This window comes from Chryseobacterium sp. DZ-32, assembly GCF_059587025.1.
Genome location: NZ_JCAIOM010000006.1, coordinates 251,233 through 270,849, shown reverse-complemented (window position 1 = coordinate 270,849; position 19,617 = coordinate 251,233). Strand labels below are relative to the sequence as shown.

Below are 19,617 nucleotides of genomic sequence, written 5' to 3'. Positions count from 1 at the left end.
GAAATAACCCAAAAGGGTAATTTTTAAGCTTAAAAAATCGAAATCAAAAAGAATTTTTAATTGATGCCGCTTCCTGACAAATCTCACCAAAATATTTCAGCATAAAACTTGTATTTTTATAGGGAAAGGAATGAACATGATACAACCCCGTTTTAAAGACGCTCCCCATTTCAGGAAATTTTGGGAACATGGCAACGGAAAGCAGCTTATAGAATTTTCCGGGGCAGAAGTGAGTTTTGAAAAATTTGAAAAATTTGCTCCCTATTTTCATCATACGGATGAGATCGGTGACGAGGTGGTAAAAGATATTTATTTCACTAAAAAATTTCATGAGGCTTCCAGGGAAATTGAACTTTACATCAGAAATGGAGTTTCAGAAACTGATGATGTTCCTGAAAGTATAAAAAAAATGTTCAGCCAAACTCAAAAAGTTCCGGACTGGCTGGATTATAACCTGCTCAAAAGCGGAGCTGAACTCTGCATGAGAAGCAATCTTGATTCATTAATTTCATTAAGGGATTACTGTCTGATTGGTGGTTATGATTATGCCTACCTCAACAAACCTTTAATTGTTACAGAAGCTTTGAAGAAAGGAGCTGTGAAAAGGCTTTCTGAAACATTGGACTTTTGGGTGAATGCTACCCGGTACAACGCATTGGAAATCCATGCAAAAGGATATGAATTTGCCATAAAAACCCGTTTGATTCATTCTTACGCAAGGCTTTCCATTAAAAAACATTATAAAGACTGGAACACTGAAAATTGGGGAGAGCCTATCAATTCATGGGACATGATGGCAACGTATATCGGGTTTAGTCTGGTATTCCTTCATAGTCTTAAAAAGCTGGGAAATCGTTTTTCTGTTGAAGAAGAACAGGGAATTTTCCATCTTTGGAAATACGTGGGTTACCTTTTGGGAATTCCGAAGCAGCTTCTTCCCGATGATAAGAAACAGGCAACGGAATATTTTTATTTATGGACTTCCGTTCAGCCGCCTTCTGATAAAGATTCTGTTCTTCTGGCTCATTCTCTGCTGGATGAATCTCTCGAAAATCCTATTTTAAAATTTGAATTTCAGAGAAAAAACTTAAGATATCTGCACATCTGCTGTACATGGTTTTTGTTGGATGACGAAGTGTGTAAAAGATTACAAATTCCGGAAGTTCCTTACAGAAATCTGTTTCCAAAATCGAAAATACTTTTCAACACAATTTATGACAGCCTTATAAGCCGCAATGCCAGAATAAAAAGAGGAAACAAAGATCAGATGAAAGTACTGGAAGATTATCTTGCCATCACTAAAAATTCAAATTTTCATTAAAATCAATTGTTGGAACTCGCAAAGGCGCAAAAATTTCAAGACATTGCAAAAGTTTTTTAGTACGCAAGAAAATCGAAGATTTTCAGCACGGAATATATAATTTCAAGTAAAATTCTTGCAATCAACGATGATACAGGTTTTCATTAATATCTGCGTTATCTGCAAAATCCACGTGGGGTAAAAAATACATATACTACTCAATTTTATCGGAGATAAAATCCTTGCGCCTTAAAGCATAATCTATATTAAAAGAATGGCGCCTTTGCAATTTCCAGCAAAAAAAACTCATCTTAATAAAGTAATAAGCATAAAAAAAATACTTTAGATACAGCATTCCGCATCTGCTTCGTTATGAATGAGATCAGTAATAAAATTTTATCATTTTTTAACTCTTAAAACAGCTTTCAGAAACAAATAATATTAGCTTTTGATCTATAAATTATGTATTTTTGAGAAATTATTTTAATAGAGATGAGTAACATTGATGATAAGAAAAAAGCACTCGCTTTAGTGCTTGACAAGCTAGATAAAACATATGGAAAGGGAACGGTAATGACTTTAGGTGATGAATCTATAGACAATACCATAGAAGTAATTCCTTCCGGTTCTTTAGGTTTGGATATTGCCCTAGGTATAGGCGGATATCCAAAAGGAAGAATCATTGAAATATATGGTCCTGAATCTTCAGGTAAAACAACGTTGACCCTTCACGCTATTGCTGAGGCTCAAAAAGCAGGTGGTATTGCAGCATTCATTGATGCAGAGCACGCTTTCGACAGAACGTATGCTGCGAAATTAGGAATTGATCTTGAAAACCTGATCATTTCTCAGCCGGACAACGGTGAGCAGGCTTTAGAAATTGCAGATAATTTGATCCGTTCAGGAGCTATTGATATCGTTGTTATTGACTCTGTGGCAGCTCTTACTCCAAAAGCAGAAATCGAAGGTGAAATGGGAGATTCCAAAATGGGTCTTCATGCAAGATTAATGTCTCAGGCATTAAGAAAGCTTACCGCTACGATTTCAAGAACAAAATGTACCGTGATTTTCATCAACCAGTTGAGAGAAAAGATCGGTGTCATGTTCGGGAACCCTGAAACCACTACCGGAGGTAATGCACTGAAGTTTTACGCTTCTGTAAGAATTGATATCAGAAAAGCAAGTGCTCCTATCAAACAAGGTGATGAAGCAATCGGTAGCCGTGTGAAAGTGAAGATTGTGAAAAACAAAGTAGCACCTCCATTCAAGCAGGCAGAATTCGACATCATGTATGGTGAAGGTGTTTCTAAAGTAGGAGAAATTCTTGATACCGCTGTAGATATGGGAATTGTGAAGAAAAGCGGATCATGGTTCAGCTACGAAGAGACTAAATTGGGTCAGGGACGTGATGCTGTAAAAGATGTTTTAAGAGATAATCCGGATCTTGCTGAAGAATTGGAAGCTAAGATTAAGGAAGAAATGAAAAACAAATAATTTTTCAGAAAATATAGAAAAGGCAGTCTTCGGATTGCCTTTTTCTGTTTTTAAAGTAAAGATTTTTCTAACGCAAAGGTTTCATCTGTATGCTGTAATATTTTTAAGGGAGCAAAGAGCTGAATCAATTTCATTGATTCTTACTAAGCAAATGCATCATTTACCACAAAGCTCCATCAACGATGCGTTTAAATAAATGAAGGGTCAGAAAATAAAAAAGAGGTCATTCCGTAGAACAACCTCTTTGAGATTTTATATTTTTTAAAAATTATTCAGCAATTTTACCCTGCAGCTGAAGTGCTCCGGTCACTTTCATTCCTTTTGTAAGCGTTTCCATTCTCATGTTCTCTTTGTTCACAAAAGCATCAATGGTGAAGAAATCTTCATTCTCTTCATTCGTGATCAATTTCAACTTCAAAATATATCCTTTAACACTTCTATCTTCAAGCAATTCTGTTTCTTTAAAGTCTACTACCTGACCAATAAAATCGAAACATGCATAATTAGGCAGGTCCTGACTTGGTGCATAGGTAGTAAAATCCTCACTCATTTTGGTTCCATCCGGTAAATCAGTATTGGTTTGAACATCAAGGATGAAAACAATTCCGCTGACATTCACCTTCAGATGAGGCTGAGTCATGTAGGTATTTCTGTTTTCAGCATAATCTGTTGCAAAAAACCAAACACCAAAAGTATCTCTGGCAGGTCCTGCTACAATTGCCTGTAAATTCAATGCATTTTCCCATTCTCTGATTGATCTGGTTTCAAAATCCAGAGTATAATCCGTTTTTACTTCCGGAATTATAGTACTCAATTCATCTGTAACAATGGTTTTAAATCTTACATCCTCAAATTCAGTTTTATTTCTGGCCTCTCCTGTCGGATCAGAAACAGTGGACTGCATTAAAACTGCGCTAAGATACTGCCCGTAATCTTTAGTCTGAAAGTTCTGATGTCCAAAAACGCCACTCCATGTATTCACAAGATTATGAACATTGGATTTTCTGATAATTATCCCAGCTTCATTAGTGGTTTCAGGAGCCGCAATCCCTACTGTATTCTGGAAATAATTTTGTCCCTCAATCAACTGATGGTTCATGATCGCATTATTTTCTTCATGAGAAAACTCTGCAAAACCTTTATACGTAATATTTTGGTTTTCGAAAATATAAGGCAATCCTGTTTTCTTCTTTTCATCACCGGCAAAGTGATAAGCAAGTGAAATTCCCTTAAATTCCCCTTCCTGAATAGCCGGAGTGTGATTACCGTTATGATCAAACTGAGAATGATATAGTATCATATAAGATTTAATCTTCCCTTCCTGAAGCTCACTTTCAAACTTTTCTTCCATCTGTGCAATCGCCTGTTGTGGAGAAAGCGCATAAGCATCTTCAGTAACCATATATGCAAAGCCTTCTACCCCGCCATTTTCTTTTTCAAAAGCAGAAAGCGGTGTATACTCACCTCTTAGCTGAAGGGCTATAGAATACACGATATAATCATTATAGATCCTGATTTTTTCATATTCTTCATTTACTTTTGGTTCTTCTACCGGCTGTGAAGGGATTTCCGGTATTGTTTCCACAACTTCTTCCACCACTTCCTCTACTATTTTTTCTTCCGGCATTTCCATTTCCTGAACCGAAGTACTTACATTTTCCTGACTGTTATTTTTCTTCTTAAAAAAATCAAAGATTCCCATACTGTTATTTATAATTGGCGGTAAATATAATAAAAGTGCTCAACAGACCCATCATAAAAAAAATGCCATTGTGTCAGTGTGCTCCTTATTGCTTTTATAATGAAAAATTCCGGCGGAGCCAAAGGCTCCGCCGGAATTTTGTTAATTAGGTTTATCATCTGTCAGTTCAAATCCCCAATCCTTTCCTTTTTGGGTTGCCGGGATTCCTTTTGTCATCCAGACCGGAGCTTTAGCACCTTTAAGATAATAATCAAAAAACTGTTGTTCGCGGATTTGAATATCTTTTCTGTTCTGACGTTTCATAAGGTTATGATCATCTCCATTATAATTCAGAAGCCATACCGGTTTTCCAAGGCGGCGTAATGCTGTAAACATTTCAATCCCCTGATACCATGGCACAGCTCCATCTTTATCATTACTCATAATAACTACCGGAGTCTGTACTTTATCAATGGTAAAAAGCGGTGAATTTTTAATATAAAGATCCGGTGCTTCCCATAAGTTTTTGCCCAATCTGCTTTGTGATTTTTCATACTGGAACTGCCTGTTCATTCCTGAAGTCCATCGGATTCCTCCATAGGCAGAGGTCATGTTGACAACGGGTGCTCCACTCCATGCAGCTGCATACATATTGGTATGAGCAATAAGATAAGCAACCTGATAACCTCCCCAGCTTTGTCCCTGAATTCCTATTTTTGCACCGTCTACCCATGCATTTTGCTTTAACTTTTCAACTCCGGAATTAATGTATTCCATCGCAGATTCTCCAGGGAAACCATCTGTATATGAAATATCAGGTGTGAAAACCAGATATCCGTTGCTCACAAAATAAGAAATATTTAATCTTGAAGGCGTTGGAGCTGGTGCAACATAACGGTTTAAATTGTCTGACAGTTTTTCGTAGAAATAAACAATCATCGGATATTTTTTATTCGGATCAAAGTTTTCCGGTTTGTATAACACTCCTGTAGAAGTATTTCCTTTTGGTGTTGTCCAGTTTACCAATTCGTTTGTTCCCCAGTTATATTGATTTTGCTGAGGATTGGTATTGCTCAGTTTTTGTTGTTCTGAAAAATCTGATGTTGCAAAAATATTGGGAGAATCCGTGTATGATTCTTTTACCAGAATATATTCCTCAGCTTTTTTTGCTTTTTGAAGGGTTCTGTATCCCCATACATTTTCCACCTGAATCTTTACCGGATCAGCGTTTGACTGAACAGATGTTTTAAAAATTCCGTTGGCCTTGGATGTATTATCAAATGCGGATAAATAAATGACTGATTTTCTGTTTAAGCTTTTATTATCCTTATCCAGATCATAGGTATCAAATGTTATTTTATGCTTACGTCCGAATCCATTGGTCATATTTCTCGGCTTTTTTGAACTGTTCAGGAAAAATTCCCAAAGATCGTAACGGTCTCTGATAATTACAGATTCATCATTATCTGTCCAGGATGCAATACCATAAGAATTTGGAAAATCCGGCATATCAAATTCTTCATCAACGAAGGAAACAGGTAGACCTGTATTCAATGGCAGGGTTTGTTTTGTCTTCACATTATAGCTCAGCCATTTCCCTTTTTCTCTGTCAAAGATCACAACAAATTTTCCCAGCGGAGATACAGCCGCTGCTCCATTGAGGTTTTTAATAATTTCGGTTCTCTCTCCTGTTTTATTGTCAATCAGAAAATAGGTCTTCTTTGTTGCCCCTTCCCATTGTGAAGAAATCCGGTTATTGATACTGGTAATTCCCAGCGCAAATTCTGCATTTCCTTCGTTCACCAGTCGTAAAGTATCCAAATCTTCTCCGTCAATATTGGTGAAGAAATCCGGTTTTTCCGTTTGCATAACTGCAGCGTAGGATTTTTTCAGATCATTTTTCAACTCTTTTAGCTGTACCGTTTGCAGATAATCGTCCTTATAATTCCAGATATCCACAACGGCATGATCATTTGCAATCATGGCAGTATCTTTTGCAATTGGCTTCGGAGCAACACCGAAATACAACTGTTTCCCATTTTTACTAAACAGCGGCAACCGGTTTTCGGAAATTACCCAGTTTCTCTTCATCTGTGCATTCTCATTGGTAACAATTGCTTTTTTGTTTCCTTTAAAATTAAAGTAATATAGCTGATACAACTTCACCAGATCATTCTGTGCAGAAGAAGTTCCTACATAAGCCAGCTGATTTCCTTCTTCGTCAAAAGACAATTGTGAAAAGTCTCCCTCCATTTCAGAAATTGTATTGACGGTTCCTTTTTGCAGATCAACTACCTGCACGGTTTGCAATGCATATTTCTTGGGTTTAGACTTGTCTGTATCTTTTTTATCCGAAGATTTTTCATCTGTTGAATCCTTTCCTTCTTTTTTATCTTTCTTTTCGTCCGGCTTCTTAGTCACAAAAACAAGCTGCTTCCCGTTTTTACTGAACTCGTAGCGTATGACATTATCATATGTTGTACTTTTTCCATCCAAAAGGTTTTTCACCACAAGCTGTAATGGTTTTACATTTTTTTCTTCCTCTTTATTTTCTTCCCCATCTTCTTTGTCGGAAGCATCATCAGAAGATTTATCTTTTATATTTTCAAGAAGATAAGCAACGTAAGAACCTGCTTTTTCGGGAATTTTAAATGATTTTACATTCGGAATTTTCTCTGTTTTATCATTAAAAAAATCAACAATGGCAAGGCTGTCTTTTGTTAATTTATTTTTCTTCAGTTTTTTATCTTTTACCGCTTTTATATCTTTATACTGCGGTCGGATCTGAAAAACAGCAAACCTGGAATCATTGGTAAAATCCACTTTTGCCGCTCTTGCAAACTTCTTTGTTGTCTTATTTTTAACGGAATATAAAGAAAGGTCAGAATTTCCTTCCTGAGCATCTACCGAATAGGCAATCCACTTTCCATCATTTGAGATTTTTCTTGATCCGATATTTTGCCAGCTGTCGTAAACAGAATGGTTTAAAGGCTTCTTCTGCCCATATACCCAGAAGGTCATGATGAGCAGCATAAAAACTGTACATTTCAACTTCATTTTTAAAAATATTTTAAGATTTAAAAGTAAGGCATTTCTTTGACAAATCCATATAACAAGATCTTTTCAATTTGAAAAAATGACATTCTGTCACTTTCTCCTGCATGGTATTTTTTTTGAGAAAGAATTTTAAATTAAAAATCTAAAATATGATGACTAAAGGAAATATTAATGTATCTGTGGAAAACATTTTCCCGCTTATTAAAAAATTTCTTTACAGTGACCACGAAATATTCTTGAGAGAATTGATCTCCAATGCAACGGATGCTACTTTAAAATTAAAACACCTGACAAGCATTGGTGAGGCAAAAGTGGAATATGGAAATCCAAAACTTGAAGTTAAAATTGATAAAGACCAGAAAACATTACGCATCATCGACCAGGGAATTGGTATGACCGGCGAAGAAGTTGAAAAATATATCAACCAGGTCGCTTTTTCAGGTGCTGAAGAGTTTTTGGAAAAATACAAGGATTCTGCAAAAGATTCCGGCATTATCGGACATTTCGGTCTTGGATTCTATTCTGCGTTCATGGTGGCTGAAAAGGTGGAAATCCTTACAAAATCTTATAAAGATGAGCCGGCAGTACGTTGGATCTGCGACGGAAGCCCGGAATTCACCCTTGAAGAAACTACTGATAAAACAGACAGAGGAACGGAAATCATCCTTCATATTGCTGAAGATTCTGTAGAGTTTCTGGAAGAAGGAAAAATCCGTGAACTGCTATTAAAGTATAACAAATTTATGCCTGTTCCGATCAAATTCGGAACGAAAACCCATACACTCCCTTTACCGGAAGATGCTCCTGAGGATGCCGTAGCTGAAACAGAAGAAGTAGACAATATTATCAATAATCCGGTTCCGGCATGGACCATCGCTCCAAGTGAACTGACCAACGAGGATTATATGAAGTTCTATCATGAACTGTACCCAATGCAGTTTGAAGAACCGTTATTCAACATCCACCTGAATGTTGATTATCCTTTCAACCTTACCGGAATTTTATTTTTCCCGAAATTGAGCAATAATCTGAATATCGACAAAGATAAAATTCAGTTATATCAAAACCAGGTATTTGTAACGGATGAAGTAAAAGGAATCGTTCCGGATTTCCTGATGTTATTAAGAGGTGTAATTGATTCTCCAGATATCCCATTGAACGTTTCCCGTTCTTATCTTCAGGCAGACGGTGCTGTAAAGAAAATTTCATCGTATATCACGAAAAAAGTTGCCGACAAAATGGCTTCTTTAATTAACGAAAACCGTGAAGATTATGAGAAAAAATGGAATGATATCAAGGTTGTAATCGAATACGGAATCATTACAGAAGAAAAATTTGCTGAAAAAGCAGACAAATTCACATTGTATCCTACCACAGATGGCAAATATTTCCTTTGGGATGAACTGGTAGAGAAAATCAAGCCAATACAAACTGATAAAGACAACAAACTGGTTATCCTGTATGCTACCAATGCTGATGAGCAGCACAGCTACATCCAGTCTGCCAAAGATAAAGGATATGAAGTTCTGTTATTGGATTCTCCTATCATTTCACACGTGATCCAGAAACTGGAAACTTCAAAAGAAAATATTTCATTTGCAAGAGTAGATGCTGATCATGTTAATAACCTTATCAAAAAAGACGAGCCGGTAATTTCAAAATTGAATGAAACGGAAAAAGAATCATTGAAAAAGAATGTAGAAGAAGCTATTCAGGATTCTAAATTTACGGTACAGCTTGAAGATCTTGACAGCAATGATGCTCCGTTCACGATTACCCAGCCTGAATTCATGAGAAGAATGAAGGAAATGCAGGCTACAGGCGGAGGCGGTATGTTCGGAATGGGAGGTTTCCCGGAGATGTATAATCTTGTGGTGAACTCCAACAGTGAGCTTTCCAGCCAGATCTTAAAGACTGAGAATGCTGAAGAAAAAGAAAGCTTAATCAAATATGCTCTTGATCTTGCCAAGCTTTCACAAAACTTACTGAAAGGAAAAGACCTGACAGATTTTATACAGAGAAGCTATAAGCAGCTTGAAAAATAATTTACAAGAGACTGTTTCATTTTGAAGCAGTCTTTTTTGTTTAAAAAGTATAAATTGTAAATAGATAATCCAAACCTTACAGTTTTTAGAAACCTGTAAGGTTTAAATCTTTCTCTTATCAGAAGTTATTCTGAAAGAAAATTTTCAACAATTAAATCAGATAACCCTTCTGTTTTTAAATTTAGTTTCATTTTATCTTTAATTTTATTCTTTAGCACCTATTTTTTTCTACTTTTTATTGTATAGCTTCTCCTTTTTTGCCATTTTTGTATAAAATGTCGGTCATGCAAAAAGAAAAATTACGTCTCATCAGAAAGCAAAAAGGTTATACTCAACAACAGGTAGCTGATTTTATCGCAACAGATGTATCTAATTACAGCAGAAAAGAAAGCGGTGATGTGAGGATCGTAAAAGATGAGTGGGATAAACTTGCCCGTTTTCTGGATGTACCCATTGAGGACATTTATGAAGAAGAGGAAGCTACAGTAGTTGTTAATAATGATCATCCTGTATTTAATGATAGATCTGCAGGAGTTATCAGTAACCAAAATAATTATGATAATATCCCTGGCGACATCATTAAAAACCTTCAAAACTATATTGCTCTATTAAAAGAGGAGAACGAAAAGCTGAAAGAAGAACTAAAAGATCTCCCAAGAGGAAGAAAATAATACAGTTTCAAACTGTAGAAAATATTGATGTCACTTCATATTAATGTATGGAGTGACATTTTTTTACGGAGGTTTTTGAGGTGAACGCTTTTTTAACGCCAAGGATTGATGATCCTTATGTTTTATTTCAGGAAGCGAAGAGTTGCGACTTTGTCACTGATGAAGCTTTATGATGAATGATACGTTTGCTTAGAAAGAATCAATGAAATTGATTTCTTCTTTGCTCCCTTAAAAATATTAGAGTTTATAAATAGAAACTTTGCATTAAAAGAATTCTTTGAAATTTACAATTCCTCCAACGGATCCCAGAACAGTTTTTTGAAATTCTTTATTCTGAGGTTTTCAACAATGATTCCTTCTGCTTCCAGCTTTGGCTGAAATTCGGGGACAGATAATACTCCTGAGCTTGAAATCACGCGGTGTGCAGGAACATCTTTCGGACATCCTCCCATCGCTTTTCCTACATGTCTGGAATGATTAGGATAACCAACAGCTTTTGCTATGGCGCCGTAAGTAGATACTCTTCCTTTGGGAATAAGTCTTGCCACTTCGTATACCTGTTGTTTGAAAATTTCGTCCATATCAAAATGATTATTTTAAGTCGGTTCTCTTTTTGCATCATTTTTGAACTCTTTTCATCTCAATGATGTTTCATTAAAAGATAAAGATATGAAAAAATCATTTTTCAGGCTGTTGAATGCCATTAATAAAAAAATACTTCCGAAGTTGAGTAAGAAAGATCCTAATCATCTTACTAAGATAGAAAAGGGAATTCTGGCGTATCGTTATTTTGTGCTGGTGAATTCTTTGGATTGATTTTTATTTTCCTGCAGATCGCGCAGATTTTCACAAATGTTTATGTATATTTTTGGGAAAACGCAAAGGCGCAAAATTATTTTAATACTATGTGTTGTAAGGCGCGAGGATTTTATCTCCGATAAAATTTCATACGACATAGTTTTATCTCCCGCAGATTTTGCAGATCGTAAAAATCTGTTCAATTCGTGTAATCTGTGGGAATACTTTATACTATTTTTTAGCCATTAAGAAAAATGAAGATGGGAAGAATAATTAGTTTCATCTTTGATGAAAAGTAAAGCATGCGGATAAATAAAATAGCTTTAGCTATTTCTCTTAATGCCCTTTAAAACTTAAATAATCTTAATGGTTCAAATTATTTTTAGTTTTCAAAACAATTCTATTTTTACATCCTAAAACAAAAAGCGCTTCAAATCAATTGAAGCGCTGATATTATAATCTCCAGTGAGATGTTTTTCTTAAGCGTTTTCCAAGATATAAGAGAACATCAATGGCGCACAGATAGTCGCATCACTTTCAACGATAAATTTCGGTGTAGTGATATCCAATTTACCCCAAGTGATCTTCTCATTTGGAACTGCTCCAGAATATGAACCGTAAGAGGTAGTAGAGTCAGAAATCTGGCAGAAATAAGACCAGAAAGGAATGTCATGCATTTCCATATCCTGATACAACATCGGAACTACACAAATTGGGAAATCACCTGCAATACCTCCACCAATCTGGAAGAATCCAACTCCTTTTCCTCCTGAGTTTTTAGTATACCAGTCAGCAAGGTAAGTCATATATTCGATCCCAGATTTCATTGTCGTAGGCTTAAGCTCTCCTTTGATGCAGTAAGAAGCGAAGATGTTACCCATTGTAGAATCTTCCCATCCCGGAACTACGATTGGTAAATTAGCTTCTGCAGCAGCAATCATCCATGAGTTTTCTCTAGGAATTTCATAATACTGCTCCAATACTCCTGAAAGGATCATTTTGTACATGAATTCGTGAGGGAAATATCTTTCTCCCTTAGCTTCAGCGTCTTTCCAGATCTCTACGATATGTTTTTGTAATCTTCTGAAAGCTTCTTCTTCAGGGATACAAGTATCTGTAACTCTGTTCAGACCTCTTTCCAAAAGATCCCACTCATCCTGAGCCGTTAAATCTCTATAATGAGGAACTCTTTCATAGTGAGAGTGTGCTACAAGGTTCATTAAATCTTCTTCAAGGTTAGCCCCTGTACAAGAGATAAAATCTACTTTTCCCTGACGGATCATTTCAGCAAGAATCTTCCCTAATTCAGCAGTAGACATTGCTCCTGCCAAAGTAATCATCATTTTTCCGCCATCTTTAAGATGTGCAACATATCCTTTAGAAGCATCCACCAATGCAGCTGCGTTGAAGTGCAGGTAATACTTTTCTATGAATTCAGTTATCGGTTTGCTCATTTTTTTAATTTTTGCAAAGATAAAACTTAAAAACGGAATGCAGCGAAAGCACTTGAAGAAAGTATAACAGAGGAGCCTTTTTTTATCATTTGTTAAATTGGGAAGGTATAAGTTGGAAAATACAAGGGCAAAGGGTTTTAACACTTTGTGAATATTTTAAGGCCCAAGAAAATCTAAGATTTTCAGCAAGGGAAAGCATCAATTTTGCACAAATTGTACAGATTTTTATTTTATATTATCCTTGCGCCCTTAAAGTAGGAGCCATGTCAAAAAATTTGCGACTTTGCGTTTTCCAACAATAAAAATTTATAAAAAAGCGCGACCCAAATGAGCCACGCTTTCATTAACAATCAACTTAATATTATTCATCAAAGATTTATCCTTCCCAGGTTTCCACTTTCAGAATTTCGATTTTTCTTTCTCCGTCTCTGAAAGGCCAGCTGATAACATCTCCTACCTTATACCCTACTACTGCAAGAGCAATATCAGACAGAATGGAGTGTTTGTTCTTTTTAAGCTTTTGTTTTGTGGAGGGTACGAAAATGTATTCATGTTCAAAACCAAGGGTATGGTCTTTTAATGTTACTTTTCTATCAACTGTGACAATATCAGCAGGAAGATCTCTTCTCAGGACCTGTTTTGCTTTTCTGAGCTCTTCGGTCAATCTTTTTTCTTCTTCGATGCTTACTTTTTTTCTTCTCAGTGTATCTTTTATGGCATCATAAATTCCGGTGGTTACAATAATATGATTAGACATTTTCTTCAATTTTTTAATTTAAAATACAGTTGTTCTCTGACGATCCAATGTAGAAGCCAGGCGTACAACAGCCTTCTTCTATAGAAAACTGCAAAAAACAATACATAAAGTTCTAAATGAGTCCCTGCCTTGGATCCTGACAGGGCTTAGATAATGAAGTCCTTGGAACTTTTCAGAAAAGAATCTGTATGAAGATAAAGTAAAGACAGCAGCAATCCTGACCGGCGGTGTTCTGCAGATAAAAAAATTGTTGCTGTCATTATCAATTATTATTAATTCTAACAAATATACGGCTTAAAAACGGAATGTAGCGGCTGCACTTAAAGAAACTCTGTGCAAACCTTCTTTTTGATCATCATCAAATTTATAAGTCACCCCGTTATACTTCATTTTATTCAGGGTTCCGCCACTTAATCCTACTTTTGGCCCTATCATAAAATTCTTGCTTACCTGATATTGATATCCAAGATCAACTTCTGCCCCGAAAGTACTTCCTGTACCTTTTACAGATCCTGTTTTTGTAGTATAAGATAGTACTCCCAACGCCACATCTGCAAATACCTTATGTCTTGTATCCAGATGATTATTTGAAATAAGTCCGGAGAAACCGAAAAATGTAATATGATCCTTTGTCGTTACAGGAACAGATACTGGCATTCCATTTACATAACCAAGCAGAAATCCGTCGCTAGATGCACTGTAGTTGGAATATTTCACTCCGAATCCAAGACCGTTTTTCACTTCATAATGGGCTGTAATATCAATGTTCAGTCCATTTTTCAGGTCTTTTACATATTCTTTTTCTTCTTTGCTAAGGCCGGGAATTGTCTTTGCAGTTCTCCATGCATATCCTATGGAAGGTCTGATAGAAAATTTCTGAGCGAAAGACATGATGGAGATTGAGAACACTCCAGCTACGATTATTTTTTTTATCATGGTTTTAAAATTTCCGACAAAAATAAAATTTTCTACCGGAGAAACCTATTAAAACCTGAAACGTCTGCTTTCTTTTTTATCTGAAAGCTTTTTCTTATTATCCAGTCTTGTTTGTTTCTGACCTTTTGAAGGCTTGGTTGCTGTTCTTTTTTTCGGAACAATGAGTGCTTTGTTTACCATTTCAATTATTTTTTCAATGGCTTTATTTTTATTCATCAGTTGTGTTCTGCTTTCAGAAACTGAGAGGAATAAAAAACCGTCCGCATTGATCCTGTTTTTCAGTTTAAGCTGAATCAATACTTTTTCGTCTTCATTAAAAAATTCTGATGCATCTACTTTCCAAAGTACGGTAACGGCAGTCTCCACTTTATTGACGTTTTGTCCTCCTGCACCGCTGCTGCGGGAAGTTTTGAAACTGAGTTCTTTTGAAAAATCTTTCATTTTTTTAAGATTTTGAGATACCGGAATCAACTAGAGATCTCCAGTTAAATTTTTATACAATTCCAATCTGTTTACCTTCCCGTTGGGAGTTCTCGGAATTTCTCTGATGAAAATAATGTCTTTCGGCCTGTGGAATTTTTTTTCAAATGGTATTTCTGAAACTTTCCTTTTTACCTCATCAGATTCATTTCCTTCTATAATCAATATCAATTTCTGGCCCAAACTTTCATCCGGCAACCCTGCAAATATGGCCTCATTTGGGAGTTCTTTTTTTACCAGGGCTTCCAGGGCTTCAGGAAAAATTTTTGCTCCTCCGGAATTAATCACATTATCAATTCTTCCAAGGAATTTAAACTGTTTTCTACTCTTAATCTCAACTAAATCATTAGTTTGCAACTCTGAAGTATTTACATTGGGAGCAAAGATCTTCAGACAACCTCTGTCATCTAAAGAAATGGACACATTTTCAAAAACGGTAAAATACTCTTCCTGTTGCGGCATTAATTGTTTCAATCCGATATGAGAAAGGGTCTCAGACATTCCATAGGTTTCAAAAATACGGTTTGAAGGACTAAGGTTCATATGCCGGATTTTATTTTTCAGACTTTCTGAAACGGCAGCACCACCAATGATCAGGTTTTTAATCAGATGAAGCTTTTCCAGTGAGTTTTCTACCTGAAGGGGTGTCATGGCACAAAAATCTACTTCTTCATTCAGATTTTCAAGAGGCTTTAAAGAAGGATCAGTAACTTTTAATTGTAATTTTCTTTCTATAGAACGGACAACCATCATTTTTCCGGAAATGTATTCTACAGGCAGGCAAAGTAATGCCGTATCGCCTTCTTTTAATCCTAAAAAATTACAGGTCATCACTGCTGAATTGACCATTTTCTTTTTTTCAATTTCAAAGATTTTGGGTACTCCGGTAGAACCCGAAGTCTGGACATTTACTCCTGTTTTTTTTGAAAACCATTCTTCCAGAAAATCTTTTACTTTCTTTTCAAATTCTGTAGAGAATGATAATTGATTAATATTGAGATTATTGAAGTCTATCAGCATGTTTTCCGTGAATAAATTCTACAGTAAATTTAAAAAAAAATTCAAAAAGTTCTTGTATATAAAGAAAAAAGCTGTAAATTTGCACCACTAAAACAAACAGAGACTCATGGTGTAGCGGTAACACTACTGATTTTGGTTCAGTCATCTGGGGTTCGAATCCCTGTGAGTCTACAAACCATCCTTTTTTAAGGATGGTTTTTGTTTTTATTATCATCTTTTATTTCTGAGTGAAATCAGAATAAACAATTTAAAACTATAGCTATGAAAAAACACTATTTCTTATTATTTTCTATTTTCACCATTTTTTTGAATGCGCAAAGCTTCAGTTTGGACACTACTTTTGGAAATGGCGGATATTGCATGTATGATAATTTCAGAGAAACATCAGATGCGGTGATACTTCCGGATGGCCAATTCATTACTGCAACTTCCACAGGCTCTATCACCATAAGAAAGGTAAACCAAAGCGGAATTCTTGATAGCTCCTTCGGAGAAAAGGATTATGATATGGGCAGCAATTCATTGGATAAAAGCGAATCTATCAAAAAAATTATTTTAAATAATAATAAAATATTGATTTATGGAAGGGTAAATGCTACTCCAACCCACAGCTTATATGATTGGTTTTTAACCAGAATTAACCTGGACGGATCTCTGGACACCAGCTTTGGCACCAATGGTTTTACCACTCAATCTGTAAGTCAAAACGGTACAGCAGATGATTTTGCAGTAGATCAGAATGGAAACAGTTACCTTCTTATTTCCAACATGGGTTCTTATATGGTAAAAGTAGATTCCAACGGAGTCATTGATAACAATTTCGGAACCAATGGAAAGTTATCGCTTAATACGTTTTATCCCAAAAAGTTTTATATTCAGAATGATGGGAAACTTGTAATGGCCGGTACAAAAACCAATACACTAACTTACACAGAAGACTCTTACATTGAAAGAAGACTGCCTGACGGCACGTACGATTCTACATTTGGTACTAATGGTTCTGTTTTTATTCCTGATACGCAAGGTTCTGTTGCCAGAAATTTTGAATATAATTATACTGATAATTCCATCTTAGTGCTGCATAGTAAAAATACGATATATGGGGGGACTTTCTTTTTATCTAAAATTCAAATTTCAGATGGCGCCTCTGTTTCCGGATTTTCCAATAATGGAAGAACACCTGATTATAGCTTTACCACTGCAAAGCAATTGTCTTTGGGCCAGATTACCGTATTGCCCAATTCAAAAATAATAGTAACAGGAGGTATAACGAATATGTATAATGGCACGCCGAATCTTATTGCTCAATTATTTGTGACAAGACTGAATGCTAATGGAACTGTAGATTATACTACATCAAGTGCCGGTTTTCAGTATTTTATGGCCGCACCTCCAACTACATCGCTAAGAGCTGACTATATTAAAAAGTTATTTAACCTGAATGACGGCTCACTTGTTCTTGCTTATTCCGGCGGCAGTGTAACACATGGCTCCAAATCTTTTCTGACAAAGTTTAACAGTGGTTTTCTTGGACTGGATGATGTTTCTGCAAAAGATCATCATACTTTTACCCTTCATCCTAATCCGGCAGGGGATCATATTACCATACAATATAAAAAACAGGGTAATGAAAGTTTTGACTACAGTATTTTTGATATGTCCGGGAAAAAAATTCAGAGCGGTTCTTCAATATTCAATGAACAAATCAATATTCAGAAATTGGAAAAAGGAAATTATATTATTCAGTTTGAGACTAAAAAAAGAGACAGACAATCGTTAAAATTAATAAAGAAATAAAAACAGATGTTTGCCTTACTTAGTACGAATTTCGGAAGTGGATTCTGGACCTTTACTCTATTTTTAATAATAAAAACTCCCATCTTTTGACGGGAGTTTTCTATTCTTCTAAAGAAAGACAATACATCTCAAAATCAGACTCTGCATTTACTTCTTTTATAAAAGCATTATATTTTTATCAAAATAATAGCATGTTGTACTTGTATGTTCAGTAAAAACTAAAAAAGTCTTGTAAGGATCACTTTATACTGTAAGCTTGCATCTCCATTGTTAGTAAGATCTATTGTTCCGGCTGCGGGCATTGTTAATGTATAATTAAATGCAATGTTAGTACCTCCTGCAGCACAATTTGGAATGCCTGACCAAACAACTGATGTCGTATATCTGTTTACTTCGGTAAAAGCAGGGGCTTTATCAGTGGTGTCAGTGTTTAAACTTCCATCCATTCCTTTAATAGAGAAAGAATTGTTAAGAGCATTATTAGTGACGTAATATTCTGCAATACCAATACGCCCACAAGTATTGCTGACATTGACCACAGCTTTATATACCGCATTATTGGCAAGTCCTGCAATCAAAGTATTTGTAGCACCTGGTGCTATGGTAACGGTGTTATTAATAACCGTTCCATAAATATTATCAACAGCTTTATTCAGGACACCATTTGCGTCTGAATATACCGGCGTAATAAGGGTAGCGCCTGCAGCTACATCTATGGTTCTTACTCTGGTACTACCGGCAACATCCAAGGTATTGGTAGGAGTATTGGTAGCAACACCTATATTACCCAGGGTTAGATCCATTGCCCAATCACTTCCCCCAGGAATACGGGAAATAATAAATACCCCGTTATTCCCGTTGAAATTAGGATTTATACCCATTACTGCCTGTTTTACTCCCGTAGTTCCCGTAGTTCTTAAGATCGATAATAAGGAGTTATTGGCGATAGGATTTTCTATCAGCAATCCCGTATTGGTAGCTTCACCTCCTCCAATACCTGTGGCTGTTCCCTTATTTTTTATATGGAGATTCGATAAGGGTGTGAGATTACCGATACCTACATTTCCTGCCGAGGTTACTGTGAAGTCATTGGCTTGTTGTACGTCATTAGGAACACCGGTTGCAGGATTATCTTTTGCCCCATCTACATGGAGCATGCCTTGAGGGTTTGATGTATTTATCCCTACCTGTGAAAACCCAATGACAGAAAACAATATCATTGCCAAAGAGATTAAATTTTTTTTCATTTTTTAAGATTTAAAATGGTGTAATTTGAGTATTTAATTCAATACATTTATTTATGCTTTTCATTCAAATAAACATATATTAAAACCAAATTTACACTTTTTAAGCATTTATAATATTAAATTAACATAAACAACTTGCGATATAAATAATATTCACAACGCAACAATTATAATTTACAATAGACCTACGCTATAGCAACTCCAGATCTCAAGAGGTAGTATTTTATATTTTGGGAAGTCCATAGTGTATTGTTTTAATTTTTTCGAAAATCGGGTCTTATTATAAAAACAGAGGTTACCGTTATAATCAATATTCCAACTTCTAATAATAGTCCCCATAAACCCGCGATAAAACACCTCAAAATAATTTCGGCTGTAAATTCTGCAGGGTTAGTATCTTTGTTGTACGTCATCCAAATCAGGAGTTCTCCCTGATAGGTAAAGATTCCAGCCCTATAATCCTTGAACACTGCACCTATTTCCTGGTAAAAAATTGATGCAGAACAAACTGTCATATACACACCTATAAGAATAAAAGGAAGAGAGATTAAGAAACTAGAATGTTTAATCTGCTGATTCGTGATATTTCTCTTTAAAATAAACAACAGTTTCCAGATCGGAATAAAGCCGAGAATAAGAAATTCAATTTCAATAAGGATTAAAAAAATCGAAATACAAAGCAAAAATTCGCTGGCATTAAAAAATATTGCTGCCACCAGAGGGACTAAAAATACAAACATTGCAACGGTATTAACGCAAAGTATTATATCTGACAATCCAGTGTTTCTTTTCACTCTAAAGCTCTTATTGTTAATATTTCTAATATTCTGTTTTGTACACGGGTATATTCTTTGTATCTGTCAGGAAAAATAGTAAAACA

The 19,617-nt window shown here is 35.6% G+C and carries 16 protein-coding genes and 1 tRNA gene; 7 read left to right on the top strand and 10 right to left on the bottom strand.

What is annotated here, in order from left to right; all coding sequences use genetic code 11:
• Window positions 1-130: 130 nt before the first annotated feature.
• Window positions 131-1,321 (top strand): oxygenase MpaB family protein, encoded by a 1,191-nt coding sequence (locus tag AC59HC_RS09130; protein WP_496558473.1) that lies wholly within the window; start codon window positions 131-133, stop codon window positions 1,319-1,321.
• A gap of 471 nt (window positions 1,322-1,792) precedes the next feature.
• On the top strand, window positions 1,793-2,794 hold the full coding sequence (gene recA, locus AC59HC_RS09125) for a recombinase RecA (protein ID WP_062676286.1): 1,002 nt from the start codon (window positions 1,793-1,795) through the stop codon (window positions 2,792-2,794).
• A gap of 268 nt (window positions 2,795-3,062) precedes the next feature.
• On the opposite strand, the gene AC59HC_RS09120 is transcribed toward recA, so the two are convergent.
• Together AC59HC_RS09120 and AC59HC_RS09115 are read right to left on the bottom strand one after the other, a co-directional pair.
• On the bottom strand, window positions 3,063-4,496 hold the full coding sequence (locus tag AC59HC_RS09120; protein WP_496558472.1) for a hypothetical protein: 1,434 nt from the start codon (window positions 4,494-4,496) through the stop codon (window positions 3,063-3,065).
• Between the two features lie 141 nt (window positions 4,497-4,637).
• Window positions 4,638-7,532, bottom strand: coding sequence for an alpha/beta hydrolase family protein (locus AC59HC_RS09115; RefSeq protein WP_496558471.1), 2,895 nt, complete (start codon window positions 7,530-7,532; stop codon window positions 4,638-4,640).
• Between the two features lie 152 nt (window positions 7,533-7,684).
• On the opposite strand from AC59HC_RS09115, the gene htpG reads away from it, so the two are divergent.
• Window positions 7,685-9,577 carry a molecular chaperone HtpG gene (gene htpG, locus AC59HC_RS09110; protein ID WP_496558474.1) on the top strand — a complete coding sequence of 631 codons (1,893 nt, stop codon included), beginning with the start codon at window positions 7,685-7,687 and terminating at the stop codon, window positions 9,575-9,577.
• A gap of 284 nt (window positions 9,578-9,861) precedes the next feature.
• Complete coding sequence (locus AC59HC_RS09105) at window positions 9,862-10,248, top strand: helix-turn-helix transcriptional regulator (protein ID WP_110008116.1); 387 nt, start codon at window positions 9,862-9,864, stop codon at window positions 10,246-10,248.
• 284 nt (window positions 10,249-10,532) lie between these two features.
• Here AC59HC_RS09105 and AC59HC_RS09100 read toward each other — a convergent pair whose 3' ends face one another.
• Entirely contained in the window at window positions 10,533-10,829 is a 297-nt protein-coding gene (locus AC59HC_RS09100; protein WP_110008117.1) for an MGMT family protein, read from the bottom strand.
• An 88-nt stretch (window positions 10,830-10,917) separates the two neighbouring features.
• Between AC59HC_RS09100 and AC59HC_RS09095 the strand changes: the two genes are divergently transcribed.
• Window positions 10,918-11,064 carry a hypothetical protein gene (locus tag AC59HC_RS09095; RefSeq protein ID WP_202841328.1) on the top strand — a complete coding sequence of 49 codons (147 nt, stop codon included), beginning with the start codon at window positions 10,918-10,920 and terminating at the stop codon, window positions 11,062-11,064.
• Between the two features lie 461 nt (window positions 11,065-11,525).
• Here AC59HC_RS09095 and AC59HC_RS09090 read toward each other — a convergent pair whose 3' ends face one another.
• The 5 genes from AC59HC_RS09090 to AC59HC_RS09070 form a co-directional block, all read right to left on the bottom strand.
• Window positions 11,526-12,500 carry a deoxyhypusine synthase family protein gene (locus AC59HC_RS09090; protein ID WP_002976594.1) on the bottom strand — a complete coding sequence of 325 codons (975 nt, stop codon included), beginning with the start codon at window positions 12,498-12,500 and terminating at the stop codon, window positions 11,526-11,528.
• Between the two features lie 376 nt (window positions 12,501-12,876).
• Window positions 12,877-13,257: a GreA/GreB family elongation factor gene (locus tag AC59HC_RS09085; RefSeq protein ID WP_202841330.1), complete on the bottom strand. Its 381-nt coding sequence runs from the start codon at window positions 13,255-13,257 to the stop codon at window positions 12,877-12,879.
• A gap of 294 nt (window positions 13,258-13,551) precedes the next feature.
• Window positions 13,552-14,193 carry a DUF2715 domain-containing protein gene (locus tag AC59HC_RS09080; RefSeq protein ID WP_411413450.1) on the bottom strand — a complete coding sequence of 214 codons (642 nt, stop codon included), beginning with the start codon at window positions 14,191-14,193 and terminating at the stop codon, window positions 13,552-13,554.
• Between the two features lie 48 nt (window positions 14,194-14,241).
• On the bottom strand, window positions 14,242-14,634 hold the full coding sequence (arfB, locus tag AC59HC_RS09075) for an alternative ribosome rescue aminoacyl-tRNA hydrolase ArfB (protein WP_202841332.1): 393 nt from the start codon (window positions 14,632-14,634) through the stop codon (window positions 14,242-14,244).
• Window positions 14,635-14,664: 30 nt separating this feature from the next.
• Window positions 14,665-15,693, bottom strand: coding sequence for an AMP-binding protein (locus AC59HC_RS09070; RefSeq protein WP_496558470.1), 1,029 nt, complete (start codon window positions 15,691-15,693; stop codon window positions 14,665-14,667).
• 100 nt (window positions 15,694-15,793) lie between these two features.
• Here AC59HC_RS09070 and AC59HC_RS09065 point away from each other — a divergent pair.
• Window positions 15,794-15,864: transfer RNA gene (locus AC59HC_RS09065), tRNA-Gln, on the top strand.
• A 90-nt stretch (window positions 15,865-15,954) separates the two neighbouring features.
• Entirely contained in the window at window positions 15,955-17,490 is a 1,536-nt protein-coding gene (locus AC59HC_RS09060; RefSeq protein ID WP_496558469.1) for a T9SS type A sorting domain-containing protein, read from the top strand.
• Window positions 17,491-17,708: 218 nt separating this feature from the next.
• Here the strand turns inward: AC59HC_RS09060 and AC59HC_RS09055 are convergent, their stop codons facing one another.
• Complete coding sequence (locus AC59HC_RS09055) at window positions 17,709-18,737, bottom strand: hypothetical protein (RefSeq protein ID WP_496558468.1); 1,029 nt, start codon at window positions 18,735-18,737, stop codon at window positions 17,709-17,711.
• A 254-nt stretch (window positions 18,738-18,991) separates the two neighbouring features.
• Complete coding sequence (locus AC59HC_RS09050; protein ID WP_202841336.1) at window positions 18,992-19,531, bottom strand: hypothetical protein; 540 nt, start codon at window positions 19,529-19,531, stop codon at window positions 18,992-18,994.
• Window positions 19,532-19,617 lie beyond the last annotated feature (86 nt).